Source organism: Tenacibaculum sp. MAR_2009_124 (assembly GCF_900105455.1).
Taxonomy (GTDB): Bacteria; Bacteroidota; Bacteroidia; order Flavobacteriales; family Flavobacteriaceae; genus Polaribacter.
Genome location: NZ_FNSF01000001.1, coordinates 209,734 through 225,896, shown reverse-complemented (window position 1 = coordinate 225,896; position 16,163 = coordinate 209,734). Strand labels below are relative to the sequence as shown.

Here is a 16,163-nt window from a genome sequence, read left to right as displayed (position 1 = left end):
GCTGTCGATTCTTCCCTCCAAAACTCATTAAGAATTATGAATGTGTTTTAATTAACTTTTGTTTTGGATTAGTTACTTACAAGTGAATTCAACAAATACGATTGTCAATTTAATTTCGGTAGCGAATTATGAAACTACTAATCCAGTGAAATTTTAAATGTGTAGTTATTATATTTGATTTAGACACTTCTACTTTTCGACATTCCATCTTGTAGTTAGTTTACTCTAAACAATTTGTTATTGCTTTGAGTGTATCTAGTATGTTATTAAAAATAATTAGAATTGTATCTTTTTAAACATAAAGGTTCAATTAAAAAATCATAGTAAACAAAGGTTGCCTAATAGGCAACCTTCATAATTTTAAAAAACAATAACTTACTCAATCACCACCTTTTTAGTAAATGGTTTTAAGTCATTATCGATTTTCAATATATAAACTCCTTTTTTCAGATTGGTCACATTCACTTCGCCTTCTTTCACGACTCCTCTCTTTATTAAAATTCCGCTTAAGCTAAATAAATTATAGCTAGCGTTTTCATAAGCACTAGATACGACAACTACCTGTTGAGATTCATTTCCGTTTAAAACGATATTAATCCCCCCTTCTCGTGTATCTAACGAGGTTAACTCCCAAGAAGAATACATTCTTCCTAACTCATTTTCAGCAATTACACGCCAGAATAAATATGGAGTACCTATATTTTCAAAAACATAATTAGCGCTTCTGAGTGGACCGAACTCTTTGATATTGACACCATCATAACTTGAAACATAGTATTGACTTGTATTTGCAGTATCTCTCCAAGTAGCCACAAATGAATTTGGACTAATATCACTCGCTACTAAACCATAGGGTCTTCCTGGAAACTCCTTATGTAAAGTCGCTATCGTAATAGGCTCACTTAATTCTGATACATTTCCTTCGTAATCTGTTGCACTTACTTGATAAGTATGCAGTGAAAATGGTAACAATCCTTCAATTATAACATTAGCGATCCTATCTTCTCCAACTTTAACTGTTCTTCCTCCTATTTGTTCAAAAACTTCATAATATGCCACACCGACATTATCTGTTGATGCATCCCAAATCAGCTCTAAACTTGATGATGAAACCTTTCCTGAACGTAAATTTCTAGGTACTGTTGGTGCTTCTATATCTGGATTTCCTTTCAAATAAATCTGGAAACTTTGACTAGGCACAGATTTAAATCCGTTCTTACTTACTGCAACGATACTTCCCCAATAAATGGTATCAGGTTTTAAACTCGTTACTCTTATTTGAGTGGTTGTAGACGAACCTATCTTTCTATTTTCACCTCCAAATCTTTCAAAATCAAAACCATTTTGAACGAAAACATCATAATGAGATATTTCTACATTCTCCTTCGCTATGGACGCATCCCATTTAAATTCAACACTAGTATGAACATTACCTAGAACTTCTGGATTGGTAGGAGGGTTTGGCTCAAACTGATTTACTCCTTGAAACCTGAAGCTAACTGCATTACTTTTTTCGGATGTAGAATTATCACTTCCTACCGCTTTCACATAACAGTAAAACCAGAAATTTGATGGTAATTTATCCAATACTATTTGAGCATCTAAAGTAGTTCCTAATAAATGATAATTAGAATCGTATACTTCATAGGCCTTTACCACCTCTGTTCCTGCTGGTGCTTCCCATTTTAAAGTTGCCTGAACTCCAGTATTCTCTAAAACTAATAAATTTTGAGGAGGACCTGGCATTAAAATGCTTTTGGTTGAAAAGCTCAATGTTTCTGATGGCTCAGATTTGTTTCCCGCAAGATCTAGAGCTACTATAAAAAGAGTATAATCAGCAGAACCGTTTAATCCCTCTAGTGGCAAATAACTTTCAGGACCAACTGTTTCGGTTAGTAGAACAGTTTCATTTCCTATTCGATTATAAATTTCATAATGTGAAACTTGTGTATTATCTGTTGAAGCTTCCCAAGTTAAAATTGCAGAAGTTTTCTTTATATCAAATACATTTAAATTAACTGGAACTGAAGGTGCTTTTACATCTGACCAAGTAAACTTTATCGGAATACTAAATTCTGAGAACGAACTATTACAAGTACTTCTTACTTTTAATTCATATTCTACTCCAGATTGTAGGGTTAAGTTATTTAAATAATAGTTGTTTACCCCAATCGTTTTAGTAATCCACTCATTACCATTAACAGTTTTATAACGAATTTCGTAATCTTCTAACTTTTTATCTCCTTCCCAAGAAATAGAAACTCCTTTGTCTTGAACTAAAGAATCCAATTGACTTGGAATATTTAAGGCACATAGTACTCCGTTCGCCTCAGGAATTGGAGATCTCCAAATACCTCTTCCATAAGTTCCAGCCACAATGATTTTATCTTCAACACTTATTTCTAGGTCTCTAATAGGCACATTGGGTAAGTTATTATCGTACGACTCCCAAGGTTTTTCTCCATTTTTATAAAATAAACCGTAACGGGTTCCTAAAAATAAGTTATCTGAATATGGTTGATGTTTAATGACATTAATACTCTTTGGTAAATCATTTGAAACTAGAGTAATTTCACTCGCTGTTTGTCCAGTAGTATTGGCTTTATAAAGTTGCTCATCTCCCTTACTTGTTTTGGTTGTAAACCATATTGTATTACTTCCATCTTGACTCAACTCCATTTCTCTAATTGGATTTACATCATCGTGAAATACACTAAATGTTTTCCCTGCATCCGTACTCTTAAATAACATAGAATCATAAGATGTAACATTAGCATCAGTAATAACTAAAGCATAAATTATATTATCATCATTATCATCTATAATAACTGTAAAAATAGTAGCTCCAAAATCATGTAATTTTTCAAATTTACTAGATGCTATATTTGCTTTATATAAAGCATCATATCCAACATACATCTCATCCTTAGAGTTTATATCTGAAGCCACAACCCATAAAGAGTAATCCTCTTCAATTGGCTTATCTATTGAACCGCCATAGTACTCTCCTAAATTTCGTCCAAGAAACAGCCTATCGCCGTTTTGCATTAAACCGTATATTAATCCTTCATTTCCCGATCCAATAGCGCAATCCATACCATCAGCACCATGCCATTGACTCCAAGCTTGATTTTTTAAAATTTGTCCCCCATTATCTTGAGTTCCTCCTATAATCACGCCTGTGTCTCCATTATAAAGATCCCCAATGTTAATCTTATAATACTGCCCAATGTTTAAACCTTTAGAATGATCTTTAAAAGTATCATTTTCATCAATGGTTATAAAACCTCCATCGTTTCCACAAAAAAGGACACCATTGTTATACCTTAAAAAATGTACATCAGCATGCCCATAACGAGTAAACCTAAAAGTTCTTCCTCCATCTTTTGATACCTTACCCTTAATTCCTCCGATTGCAATATGATCAGGATTGACATCCGATACTGCTAAAGCCCAATCATACCAACTCTGTTTTGTATCGAGAAGATTCCTGTTTAATTCTACAAATGAATCTCCAGCATTTTCGGACTTATACAAAATCCCACCAGTACTAGCAGTTAATACATTTGCTGAAAAAACATATAAATTTTCGGGTGCAGCTGGAGTTACATCGATTACCGTCCTATCTAATTGCATAGGAATATCTCTTGTTTTATCTATAAAGGTTGTTCCTCCATCCATCGATTTAAACAACTTAATTCCTGAAGGCACAAAACTTGTTGCATATAGTACGTCTGGGTTATTAGGCTTCAACTTAAAATCTTGTATCCTTCCTTCAAGAACTCTAGTCCAAGTATTTCCTGCATCCAATGTTTTATATAACCCATCACTAGTCGCTTGCCAAAGTATATTAGAGTTATTCGGATTCACATACAACTCACTACCTGAAGAGTACTCTCCCAACTCAGGTGTATATCTTGCATCTGTTTTCCATGTTCTTCCTCCATCAATAGTTTTAAATACTCCCAATCCATTGGAATCATTATTATCATCATCTCCAGTAGAAATATAAATAATGTTTGAATCATTAGGATCAATGGCAATTCCTGATACTCCAATTGCTGGTAAATGGTCCGTTAATGGCTCCCAAGAAGTTCCTTTATCTACTGATTTCCATAATCCACCAGCTGGTGCTCCTACGTAATAGATATTAGGATTTTTTGGATCAACAGTCGCTACATTTACACGGCCTTGCCCTGTGCTTTCTGTCATCGGCCCTGTAGTTGTCCAGTTACTTGAATTACTACTACTTGCAAACTTTTGATGCTCTGCTATGTTGGTTTCATATACATATTTCGCCGAAGGAATCGTTCCATCAGGCAATAACATTGTTTGTCTATTATATTCCCATCTTTTGAAAGGTTTATACCCCGATCCCTTTACAGTATGATCTTTATCTTTCCAATATTCATTAAAAGCCTCTGATATTTTAGCCAAAGGAACATTTTTATTTGTACTCTCTTGTGATCTCGCTCCTGATTCCTGATTTTTCAAATTCTTCATCCATGGCGCATTAGGATTATATTGCGCTATGGCATAATTACTAAGTACTAGTAATAATATATATAGTAGTTTTTTCATTTTGATTAAATTAAATAATAGATACCCTCTACCCTTTTCGAAATTCACTTTACTATTTTTATGAATTTCAAAAGGGCTAACTTCTTCCTAGTAAAAACCACTTAAGAACTATTAAGCTCTTAATGAGTTTCTGTTTTAGATTGATTAATTACTGGAAAACTTAAAGTAAATACCTTACTATTAAATCCGCAGTAATTAATGGAATCTTCAATCCAGTTAAATTCAGCTATTTGTTTATGATTATAAATACTGTGATTAACAGCACCTTCTTGTGTAGTTCATTTATTAAGTGGTTAGTAGTTTGGTTATGGTTAGGTTATGGTTGTTTTCGTAATTAAGTTTTCCTATAGATACAATTTTGTCTCTTTGGTTTTACTCTAAGTATAGTCGTTATTTGAACAACATTTATATTTCCCCTAAATACAAATGTTTTTACTAAGTTTTTTTTCTATTAACTTTCCTTCATTTTTAATATTCGTCTGGAATATTTTTTAAGTATTTTTTTCTATTATATTACTATATTTTCTTTGTTCAAATTGCGTATACCTAGCGTAGAATAACATATCAAATATATATATTCTGACTAAAACATATGTTAAAATTATGTATAGAAACTGGGAGGTATTACACTTTTACTTTTTTTATATTTTTTCACTCATTACGCTCAAAATTTTCTAATTAAATAACACCTTAACAGAAGAAATTAAATAAATTTAAGCTTTAATTTGGTTTTCTATACCTGCTAATTTTAACTCATATAGATACAATGTTAATTTATTCGTTATTTTAAAATAATTTCATTTGAGATGATGGATTTTTATCAAATAAACTAAGATCAAAATCTATCCTCCTTTCATGCTTAAAATAAAGCTTCTTTGCTAATAAAAACTGCTGCTTTATTTGCTCTGCAATCTGCCCTACTCCTCTCATTCTTATTCCATACCTCGATTCATTTAAAGTCCCTTCATGAATCTCTTTTATTTGATTAACTACTTTATTTGCTCTATCGGGGTAAGTTTTGTTCAACCAATCTCTAAAAATTTCACCAATTGCTCCATTTAACCTTATAGTGGTATATCCGATTGAATTCGCACCGGATTCCGAAGCTTTTTTTGCCAAAGGCAATAATTCATGACTGTTAATCGAAGGAATGATCGGAGCGATCATTACATTTACAGGAATCCCATTATCCGATAATATTTTTACAACTTCAAAACGTCTTTTTATAGTTGCCGTTCTGGGCTCTAAAAAAGTTCTGGTTTTTTCAGAAAGTGATGTTATTGAAATACTAATCTTTAGTAAGTTTAAGCTTGCCAGTTCCTTTAACAGATCCAAGTCCCTTAATATCAACGCGTTTTTGGTGATGATACTAACTGGATGTTTATGCTCTAATATAACTTCAAGCATTGCCTTTGTTATTTTTAACTTTCTTTCGATGGGTTGATAACAATCAGTATTACCAGATAGCATAATATTCTCAGGTTGCCACGATCGACTTTGTAACTTCTTTTTCAATAATTGTGCAGCATTTGATTTATATAGTATTTTTTTTTCAAAATCCAATCCAGCGGAATATCCCCAGTATTCATGACTATTTCGGGCATAACAATAAATACAGCCATGTTCACACCCTTGATAAGGATTCATGGAATACACAAATCCAATATCAGGACTTGTTACTTTGTTTAAAATTGTTTTTGGGAAGACTTCTAGATACGAAGTAGAACTCTGCTCTACTTTTTCATTTTGAATCTCACAATAATTTAAAAATTCATCTAGAAGGTTGTGTTCGTTCTTTAAGAACTTATTTTGTGTATTGGTTTGTGCTCCCCTACCTTTAATATACTCCATAGTAAAATCATTAAAAATTAGAAAAAATGATTTTATCGAGAAAAAGTTGGTTTGAACTTCTCAATACAAAAATCTGTATTATTCGTACTCTAATACCTTATAAAGGTATATCAAAAACTCGTACAAAAAATAATGAAAGTCAAATATTTATTCACAAAACAAAGGAGCCGTTGGCTCCTTTGTTTAAATTGTTCTTGTTTTATTCAATAAATAGAAATCCGCCAGCACCAGTGCTGCAAGCGCTTCTACTATAGGAACAGCTCTTGGAACCACACAAGGGTCATGCCTTCCTTTTCCTTGTATTTCAGTTATATCTCCTTCTGAATTTATGGTTGATTGGTTCTGCATTATGGTTGCTACTGGTTTAAAAGCAACTCTAAAATAAATATCCATTCCATTAGAAATACCTCCTTGTACCCCTCCTGACATGTTTGTTTTTGTAGAACCATCTGCATTAAAAATATCATTATGATCAGACCCTTTCATTTCCGCTCCTGCGAAACCGCTACCAAATTCAAATCCTTTTACCGCATTTATTGACAACATCGCCTTGCCTAGTTCGGCATGAAGTTTCTTGAAAATTGGTTCACCCAAACCAACAGGAATATTTTGAGCAACACAAGTAATGGTTCCTCCAATAGTATTCCCTTCTTTCCTTATTTCTTTAATTCTTTCAATCATTCTTTCGGCGACCTTTTCATCAGGACACCTTACATCATTCTCTTCTGTTTTAGAAAAATCTAACTCCGAATATGGTGTCTCCGAATAAATAGCACCTACAGACGATGTAAAAGCATTTATACTTATATGGCTAATTAATTGCTTTGCCAACGCTCCCGCAACGACCCAATTGGCGGTTTCTCTCGCAGAAGTTCTACCTCCTCCTCTGTGATCACGAGTACCATATTTTTTATCGTACGTATAATCAGCATGTGATGGGCGGTACACATCTGTATTATGATTATAGTCTTTACTTTTTTGATTTGTGTTTTTGATTACAAATCCAATAGACGCTCCGGTAGTAATTCCTTCAAAAATTCCAGACAAAAACTCTACCTGATCTGGTTCCTTTCTTTGTGTTACAATTTTAGATTGCCCAGGCCTCCGTCTGTCTAATTCGTTTTGAATAGCTTCAAAATTCACCTTAACTCCAGCAGGGAATCCATCAATTACACCTCCTATCGCAATTCCATGCGATTCTCCAAAAGTTGTTAACCTAAGTATATTTCCAAATGAATTAAACATGTGTTCGTATTTTACCAGCGAATGTAGAATTATTTCTCATAATAACACAAATATTTAGGTACAATTGTATGGTGTTTTTCTGTATTTCATAAACATACTTTACTAAAACGATTGAGAAAAACACATACTTCTATTCCATTTTAAAGTTAAACACCGTAACTAAGACTTATCTTCAAAAAAAATAAAACTTTTTTTTCAACGGAAACACCTGACAATAAAAAGGTTAAACAAGTGTTCAAAAAACGAATCAAAAAAACTTCTAAAAATCTTTTTTAGAATTAAAAAAAGGTTCTATATTTGCACCCGCAATCAGGGCACACAACCTGGTGACACTCGAGGAGAAATGGCAGAGTGGTCGAATGCGGCGGTCTTGAAAACCGTTGACTGTAACAGGTCCGGGGGTTCGAATCCCTCTTTCTCCGCTAATCCGAAGCAAACAGCTTCGGATTTTTTTTAGGGGATTAAAAAGAGAAAGCTTGTTGGAATACGACAAGCTTTTTCCATTTACATAACTTACAGCTACTCCTACACTATCCATTCATATCATACCATTTACAATTCAACTTTACACTTTACCTTTCTTTATTCACCTTTAATTAAATTATTGGGTAATGAAACAATTATATCTATACTATATAAAGAACGTTCAAACAATACGCATTAATTTAAATTAATTATGAGTAGGCCGAAAATCAATAAGAGTAGGCAAAACTTTAAAATTAAACTATAATGAAAAAATCATTTTTTTTATCAAAAGGGCTAGAGAAATTCACTGATTTTCAAGTTAACGACTTAAACAACATAACAGGAGGAGCTGAAGATATTCCTGTAGATGTTTATTATCCGACTGGAGGAGGACGTCGTTGCCCACACGGGCAAGTATGGTCAGACAGATTGGGGAAATGTGTTAATTATATTGAAGCAGCAGAAGTGTCTCATAAATTAGTATAACCACTATTTCTAATATAAGAAGTTATTCTTTTTTGAATAACTTCTTATTTAAAACTATTCTCTTATGCTCTTTGATGCTTTAATAATAAAAGTTGCTAGTAGATGTAACCTTAACTGCTCTTACTGTTTTATGTATAATTTAGGAGACTCTAGCTATAAACTTCAACCAAAATTCATGAGTTCCGATACCATAGATGCAATTCTTGCTAAAACTCAAAAGTTTATTGAAACATACAACAAGAAATCGTTTACTTTTATTTTCCATGGAGGTGAACCTCTTCTTGCTTCTAAGGAATTTTACACTTCCTTTATTGAAAAGGCAAACAAACTACAAAACAAACTTAAGAATGTTTCTTTTTTTTACGACTTACAAAGCAATGGGGCTTTAATTGACAAGGAATGGATTACACTATTTAAAAAACTAAAAATACATCCAAGTATCAGTATCGACGGAACCGAAAAAGCACATGACATGTATAGGGTTGACCATAAAGGAAAAGGTAGCTATAAAAAAGTTATTCAGGGTGCTAAGCTCGTAAAAAAGGAACTTGGCATATTAGATATTGTCTGTGTCATGAACACGGAAGAAACACCTTTAGAGGTATATAACAGCTTTAAAAAATTAGACGCCAACTCCGTAAACTTTTTGGTTCCAGATTATACTCACGATAACCTTCCAAAAACAAAGTCTAATCATACATCCTTAGGAACCTGGATGATTGAATTATTTGATATTTGGATAAAAGATAAAAATCGTTTTAAGATACCAATATTCATTGGGTTTCTCAATAGACTCATGAGAATTAAAGAAAATATAAGAAATGAATCTACTGTTTTAATTATTGAAAGTAACGGCGAAATTGAAGCTATTGATTCCTTAAAAGCGTGTGGACATAACTTTACTAAAACCTCATTAAATATTCATAAACATAATTTAAATGATATCGAAACTTCTTCACTAGGAAAACTTTATTTTAGTGATTATAGTACGAAACTTTGTTCTCAATGCGAACAATGTCCTTTAAAAGATATTTGCACAGGAGGACGGCTAGTTCATAGATACAGTCAAAAAAACGGATTCAATAACCCTTCTATATATTGCAGCGATCTAATTGATTTTATCGCTCATATTCAACACTATTTTATAAGATGTTTTCCTGATCTTCATAACAACGAAAACATTGAAAAGATTAACCCAAAAGAAATTAGGGACTATCTTAACAATTTACCTAAAAAAGACAAAGAAGATAACGAAAGAGAATTAGAGCAATTTGCAGTTCAAAATTTATTAACTGCATAAAAAAAAGAGAGGAAAAAATCCAGTCATGGTCGGAAGAAATTCCGACCATTTATTTTTAAGTTTCAAAATGATCTAAATTTCCATCACAAATTACCACAATCATAGCAATGGCTAAATTTCTGAGTTCCATTTTAAACCTTCTTTTAGCCGTTTTATACCCAATATTGTTAGCTTTTTTATAGATTGCTATTAACATTGTTACAATTAAAGTCATATATAGAACTACTTTGATTCCGTTTTTATTCAAAGATACTAAGTGACTTACATTTAGTTCTTGCTTTATAAAGCGAAAAAAGACCTCAATATCCCATCTCTTTCTATAGGCTTGCGTAATTTCCTTAGCAGAGAGATCAAATTGATTAGAAATAAAACAAAATTCTTTGTGATCTTCAGTTTTTGTTTTTGCAACAATCAAACGTAAAGGAGTCTTTACTAACTCTTGTTTATAGTGAATATTTCCTCTCTTATTATTTATAGCTTTACCAGTATACAGATATACTTTACTATCTTTTATAAGGCTTAACTCTCCTAGGTCAGAGTTTTGATTTTTATCGAGTAAAGATTCCAATTCTACATATTTTCTATTTTCTTTTGCTCTAGCAATAAAATAAATATCATTACCACTAAAATCTTTCATGGTTCTGGTAGATTGAAGACCTCTATCAATGACGTAAATATTTTTATGATTTTTGTGTTGTTTTACATGATCCATTATAACTTCAGGCAAAGCCATATCTTCACTGGAATACTTAGGTTCTGTAAACACTTTAAACTCACAAGGCAATAAACCATCAAAGGTAATAGTATATTTAACAGATTTCTTACCATTTTTATGATCAATTCCTTCTAATAATTTACTAGCAGCTTCACTAACCATCGAGCTATCCACATGAACTAATTGATGTTTTTCGTTATTAGAAGTCATTGGATAAGCATCGTGAAACTGGCTATAAATGCATTGATATATTTGAGCGAAATAATCGGAATCAATTTTAGATAACCTTTCTGAGATAGAACTTCTTCTGATGGATTCTGATTTATCTAAATTGAAAAGAGTTTTAAACAGAGAATCATTAAAAGTATCTTCTAAGGTACGTTGACTTAATTTTTCGTTTTCTACAATACCATAAAGCAACAAATAAAACATTTTTTTACCATGAAGCACTTTGGTGTAATAATCCACATTAGTTGTGGATGATAATTTAGATAAAAGAGCTTCTGGAATAATACCTAATAATTCTTTTACGGATATTTTATGATCTTTAAATACTGACATAATAGCTTAATTATCAGTATATAAGATACAAAAAACAACACTCAAAAACAAGTTAAACAACTGAAAAACAGCAGGTTAAAATAATTTTTTTTTATTTCTTAGAAACAAAAAAAGTCGGAAGAAAAATCTTCCGACCATGACTGGGAAAAAATCCTCTCTTTTAAATTATCTTATTAATTTCTTGTATTTTATTCGTTTCGGCATGACATCACCACCCAAACGTTTCTTTTTATTTTCTTCATATTCAGAGAAAGATCCTTCAAAGAAATACACTTGACTATCACCTTCAAAAGCTAAGATATGTGTACATACTCTATCTAAAAACCATCTATCATGGGAGATTACTACGGCACACCCTGCAAAATTATCCAAACCTTCTTCAAGCGCTCTCAATGTATTTACATCCAAATCGTTTGTAGGCTCATCTAACAATAGTACATTTCCTTCTTCTTTAAGTGTCATTGCCAAATGTAATCTGTTTCGTTCTCCTCCAGATAAAGTCTCCACTTTTTTGTTTTGCTCATTTCCGGAGAAGTTAAAACGACTTAAATAAGCACGAGAGTTTACTTGCTTCCCTCCCATCATAACTAGATCTTGTCCATCTGAGAAATTCTCCCAGATTGTTTTCTTAGGATCTATGTTCGCATGGTTTTGGTCAACGTAAGCAATCTTCGCAGTTTCTCCAACTGAGAACGTACCTGTATCAGCATTTTCCTCCCCCATTATCATTCTGAAAATCGTTGTTTTACCAGCTCCATTTGGCCCAATAATACCCACGATACCAGCTTGAGGTAAATTAAACTCCAAATCTTCGTACAATAATTTCTCACCATATGCTTTAGAAACTCCGGTAGCATCGATTACATTTGTTCCTAAACGAGGTCCATTCGGTATAAAGATTTCTAATTTCTCTTCTACTTGTTTCTGATCTTGATTTAAAAGCTTATCGTAGTTTTTCAAACGAGCTTTTGATTTTGCCTGACGTCCCTTAGCTCCTTGACGTACCCAATCTAATTCTCTTTCAAGAGTTTTCTGACGTTTTGATTCAGTTTTGCTTTCTTGTGCTAATCTCTTTGATTTTTGATCCAACCAAGATGAATAATTTCCTTTCCAAGGAATTCCTTCTCCTCTATCAAGTTCTAATATCCAACCAGCAACATTATCCAAGAAGTAACGGTCGTGAGTTACAGCAATCACTGTACCTTTGTATTGTGCTAAGTGATGCTCTAACCAATGTACCGATTCCGCATCCAAGTGGTTGGTAGGCTCATCTAATAATAATATTTCTGGTTCTTGCAATAATAAACGACATAATGCCACACGACGTTTTTCTCCTCCAGATAAAACTCCTATTTTCTTGTCAGGGTCTGGAGTTCTTAAAGCATCCATTGCAATTTCCAACTTCGTATCTAATTCCCAAGCATTCGAAGCATCAATTTGGTCTTGAAGCTCAGCCTGCTTTGCCATCAACTTCTCCATTTTGTCTGGATCGGAATACACTTCCTCTAAACCAAACATATCGTTTATTTTATTGTATTCATCTAAAACAGCAACCACATCAGCAACTCCTTCTTTTACGATTTCAAGAACCGTTTTATCTTCATCTAATTGAGGTTCTTGTTCGAGATATCCTACTTTATAACCAGGAGAGAATACAACATCTCCTTGATAATTTTTTTCTACTCCAGCTATAATCTTTAACAAAGTAGATTTACCTGATCCGTTAAGACCAAGAATACCAATTTTAGCTCCATAGAAAAAGCTCAAATAAATATCCTTTAAAACTTGTTTTCCAGTGCTCTGATAGGTTTTAGAAACCTTATTCATTGAAAAGATAATCTTCTTATCGTCGCTCATTATTTGTAATCTTTTAAAATTTTATTTCAGAATATACTATACTCTACCTTTAAGTGCATTAAATACCCAAGCGTTTGCAAAAAAACCTAAACCGACAGCACCAAATCCATACCCCGCAATTTCATCATATTTAAATACTGCTAAAGCGATTAGTAGAATTCCCATTAAAACCATAATTAATGTTGCCCATCCAAGAACTGTGTTTTTATTCATTGCCATAATTGATATATTATATAAAGGATAAAGAAGGACTTTACGACCTTCTCTACACAAAAGTAAAAAGCAAATATCGTAATTATTTATTCAAGAAAACAATAAAGATTTTTAGAGTTCTACATTAGTGTTAGAATATCAGAAAAGAAATTAACCCGCTTTAAGTAATTCACTTGGGCTTACTCCAAACCTTTGCTTAAACTTTACAGAAAAATAGGATGCACTTTTAATACCTACTGAGTATCGAACATTATTAATATCTGCTTCCTCTTTATTCTTTATTTTTTTATACGCTTCTTGCAGTCTAACTTCGAGAATAAACTTAACTGGAGTCAACCCTGTAAGTTTTTTTATGATCCTTTCCAATTGTCTTTGGCTGAAATTTACCTTTTCGGCGAGTAACGCTACAGAGAAATTTTCTTCATCAATATTTTCTAAAATAATTTCTTGAAGCTTCTTAAGGTTTTTCTCTTCAAAAGTTTCAACTTCCTTTTCTGTTTCATTAGCATGCTTTATCCAGCTTTCTCTTTTTTCTTTATTTTCTAATAAACAATTAATTCTGGCTACCAATTCATTTTTACTAAAAGGTTTTACAATATAATCATCAACTCCAATATTAAATGCTTCTACTTTGTTTTCTTCATAGCCTAAAGCTGTAACAAGAACGAATGGTATATTTTCATTTTCTGGAAACTTTTTCATTTCCTTTCTAAATTCAATACCATTTAGTTTAGGCATCATTACATCTGAAACGACAAGATCAAATTGTTTTTCTTTTAACTTCTCTAAACCTTCTTCACCATTAAAGGCAAACTCACAACTATATATTGGTGATAATATTTTTTCATAATAATCAACCATATAAGGATTATCCTCAACAATAAGAACTTTGCTTCCTTTATTTGATGGGTTATTGGTATAGGTGGTATTTACGTTAGATTTATTTTTTAATTGTTTTGAAACTACTTCTGTATTTTCGGGCAGTGTTTCCTCATTAACAATTGGAAATTGAACTTTAAAAGCTGCTCCTTCATTTGGTTTACTTTCAACCTCTATCGTTCCATTAAGATTATCAACAATATCTTTAACTATTGCCAAACCAATTCCAAACCCTTCAGACTTACCTTTTTTCTCTTCCTGATAAAATTTACTGAATATGTTCTTCTGATTTTCCTCACTTATTCCACTTCCTTGATCGATAACCTGTATGTAAAACATATCCTCTTCTATGAATGCAATAAATGTAACTTTTGTATTCTTTTGCGAGAATTTTATCGCATTACTCACCAAATTATTAACCAAACTTTCTAGTTTATTTAAGTTAGTTTGTAACGCAAAGTTTACTGGTAATTCAACACTATAATTTAATTCTATGTTTTTAATCTTAGCGATGCTTTCAAAGGAGAAAAACAATTGCTGTAAAAAAGGTTCTATAATAACACTTTCTAAGCGTATATCTTCTTCTTTCTTATCTTCTCTGAGTAAAGCAATGATATCTGAAATATTGTTTATTACCTTATTACTTTTTCTTCTTATTTCACCTAGATATTTTCTCAATTCATCACCAGAGATACTTTTATCTGCTGATAAATCTATGTAACCTAAAATTAGTGATAAAGGTGTTCGAATTTCATGAGCAATATTAATAAACAAGGAAGCTCTAAATTTCTTAAAGTCTTGTTCATTTTCAAGTTCTAATCTTATTTTTTCCTTTTCATATTTGAGTCTTAAAAAATATCTCTGAAAAATAATTACTAGTAGCAAAAACGTACCCAAAGACCCTATTATTAATAACTTTCGTTTATTTTCTTCTTTGACAACAACCCCATCTTTTTCCTTAGTTACTAGATTTAAATTTGTCTCTGTCATTTTTCTTAAACTAGAAACTAAAGAGTCATTATTTCTTTTACTGTACTCGAGATACTTCCCTTTATACAACTCAACTTTACTTAAATCTTCTTTTTTAAGATAATAATCAATAAAATTACTATATACCCTCATTATCTTTTCAACATCATCAATATCTCCGAATCCTTTTTCAGCGCGCTTCAAGCATTCATAAGCCTTATCCAACTCATTTGTTTGGGTATATGATTTTGCAAGTGTAAGATTAATAACGTCTAAATTTTGCCTTTTTATAGAATCTAGAACTTTTCTTTTTTCTAAAGAAGTTATCGTATCATATTGTTTGAGTCTTTCAAAAAATAAATCCCCATATTTAACCGCTTCTTTATGCTTTCCTATATCGTAACTATAAAAAACTGATAATTCATGAATAGGCAATAAATCGTACGGATGCACATCTTTTTCGTTAGAAATTTCAATGGCTTCCTTCAAAATCTTTTCTATTTCATCATATTTTTCTCTTCCACGATAAGAAATTGCTCTAATTTTACTAATACTTACATAATCAGACCACCTATTAAAATCGCTGTAATACTTTTGTAACTTATCAAGAATATCGTCACCTTTTTGGTAATCGGCACTCATCAAGTAATACCAAACCATGAGTCTATATCTTTTTGCCAACTCATGCTCGTTGTCAACCATTTCAGCCTCTCTGGACAACCTAAACATTGCTTTAGAGGCCCTTTCTGGTTCCAAACTAAAGAAAATTATTTCTCTTAAAGAATCATATTCTTTTTTTGTTAAAGGAGAGACTCTTTCAATTCCAGCAAGATTGTTTTTATTAAACCCACAACCTAACAACGTTAGCAAAATTAACGCGACAACAATTCTAAAAAAATATACTTTTTCCATCACTACCTTAAAGCCATCTATCCACTTTTTATAACTCTTTTTAAGTGGATTATTTATTCGCGGCTCATAACCACTTCTATTCAAGTCAACAAAGTAACGAAAAAGCTATTAAAAAAAAGACATCGGAAG

At 32.1% G+C, this 16,163-nt stretch carries 9 protein-coding genes and 1 tRNA gene; 3 read left to right on the top strand and 7 right to left on the bottom strand.

What is annotated here, in order from left to right; all coding sequences use genetic code 11:
* Positions 1-375: 375 nt before the first annotated feature.
* From BLW23_RS00350 to aroC, 3 genes are all read right to left on the bottom strand, one after another.
* Positions 376-4,581 (bottom strand): fibronectin type III domain-containing protein, encoded by a 4,206-nt coding sequence (locus tag BLW23_RS00350; RefSeq protein WP_093667270.1) that lies wholly within the window; start codon positions 4,579-4,581, stop codon positions 376-378.
* 786 nt (positions 4,582-5,367) lie between these two features.
* The gene (locus tag BLW23_RS00345) at positions 5,368-6,432 is read right to left on the bottom strand and encodes a PA0069 family radical SAM protein (RefSeq protein ID WP_093667269.1); all 1,065 of its coding nucleotides are present in this window, start codon (positions 6,430-6,432) and stop codon (positions 5,368-5,370) included.
* A 183-nt stretch (positions 6,433-6,615) separates the two neighbouring features.
* Positions 6,616-7,677, bottom strand: a complete 1,062-nt coding sequence (aroC, locus tag BLW23_RS00340) for a chorismate synthase (protein ID WP_093667268.1) — start codon at positions 7,675-7,677, stop codon at positions 6,616-6,618.
* Between the two features lie 337 nt (positions 7,678-8,014).
* Here aroC and BLW23_RS00335 point away from each other — a divergent pair.
* From BLW23_RS00335 to BLW23_RS00325, 3 genes are all read left to right on the top strand, one after another.
* A tRNA-Ser gene (locus tag BLW23_RS00335) sits at positions 8,015-8,099 on the top strand.
* A gap of 307 nt (positions 8,100-8,406) precedes the next feature.
* Complete coding sequence (locus BLW23_RS00330) at positions 8,407-8,628, top strand: hypothetical protein (protein ID WP_093667267.1); 222 nt, start codon at positions 8,407-8,409, stop codon at positions 8,626-8,628.
* Between the two features lie 64 nt (positions 8,629-8,692).
* Positions 8,693-9,928 (top strand): radical SAM protein, encoded by a 1,236-nt coding sequence (locus BLW23_RS00325; RefSeq protein WP_093667266.1) that lies wholly within the window; start codon positions 8,693-8,695, stop codon positions 9,926-9,928.
* Positions 9,929-9,983: 55 nt separating this feature from the next.
* On the opposite strand, the gene BLW23_RS00320 is transcribed toward BLW23_RS00325, so the two are convergent.
* From BLW23_RS00320 to BLW23_RS00305, 4 genes are all read right to left on the bottom strand, one after another.
* Positions 9,984-11,204 (bottom strand): IS4 family transposase, encoded by a 1,221-nt coding sequence (locus tag BLW23_RS00320; RefSeq protein ID WP_093667265.1) that lies wholly within the window; start codon positions 11,202-11,204, stop codon positions 9,984-9,986.
* A 165-nt stretch (positions 11,205-11,369) separates the two neighbouring features.
* Complete coding sequence (gene ettA / locus BLW23_RS00315; protein WP_093667264.1) at positions 11,370-13,061, bottom strand: energy-dependent translational throttle protein EttA; 1,692 nt, start codon at positions 13,059-13,061, stop codon at positions 11,370-11,372.
* A gap of 36 nt (positions 13,062-13,097) precedes the next feature.
* Positions 13,098-13,274, bottom strand: coding sequence for a CAL67264 family membrane protein (locus tag BLW23_RS00310; protein ID WP_093668395.1), 177 nt, complete (start codon positions 13,272-13,274; stop codon positions 13,098-13,100).
* Positions 13,275-13,424: 150 nt separating this feature from the next.
* Positions 13,425-16,118, bottom strand: a complete 2,694-nt coding sequence (locus tag BLW23_RS00305) for a hybrid sensor histidine kinase/response regulator (RefSeq protein ID WP_093667263.1) — start codon at positions 16,116-16,118, stop codon at positions 13,425-13,427.
* Positions 16,119-16,163: the final 45 nt, after the last annotated feature.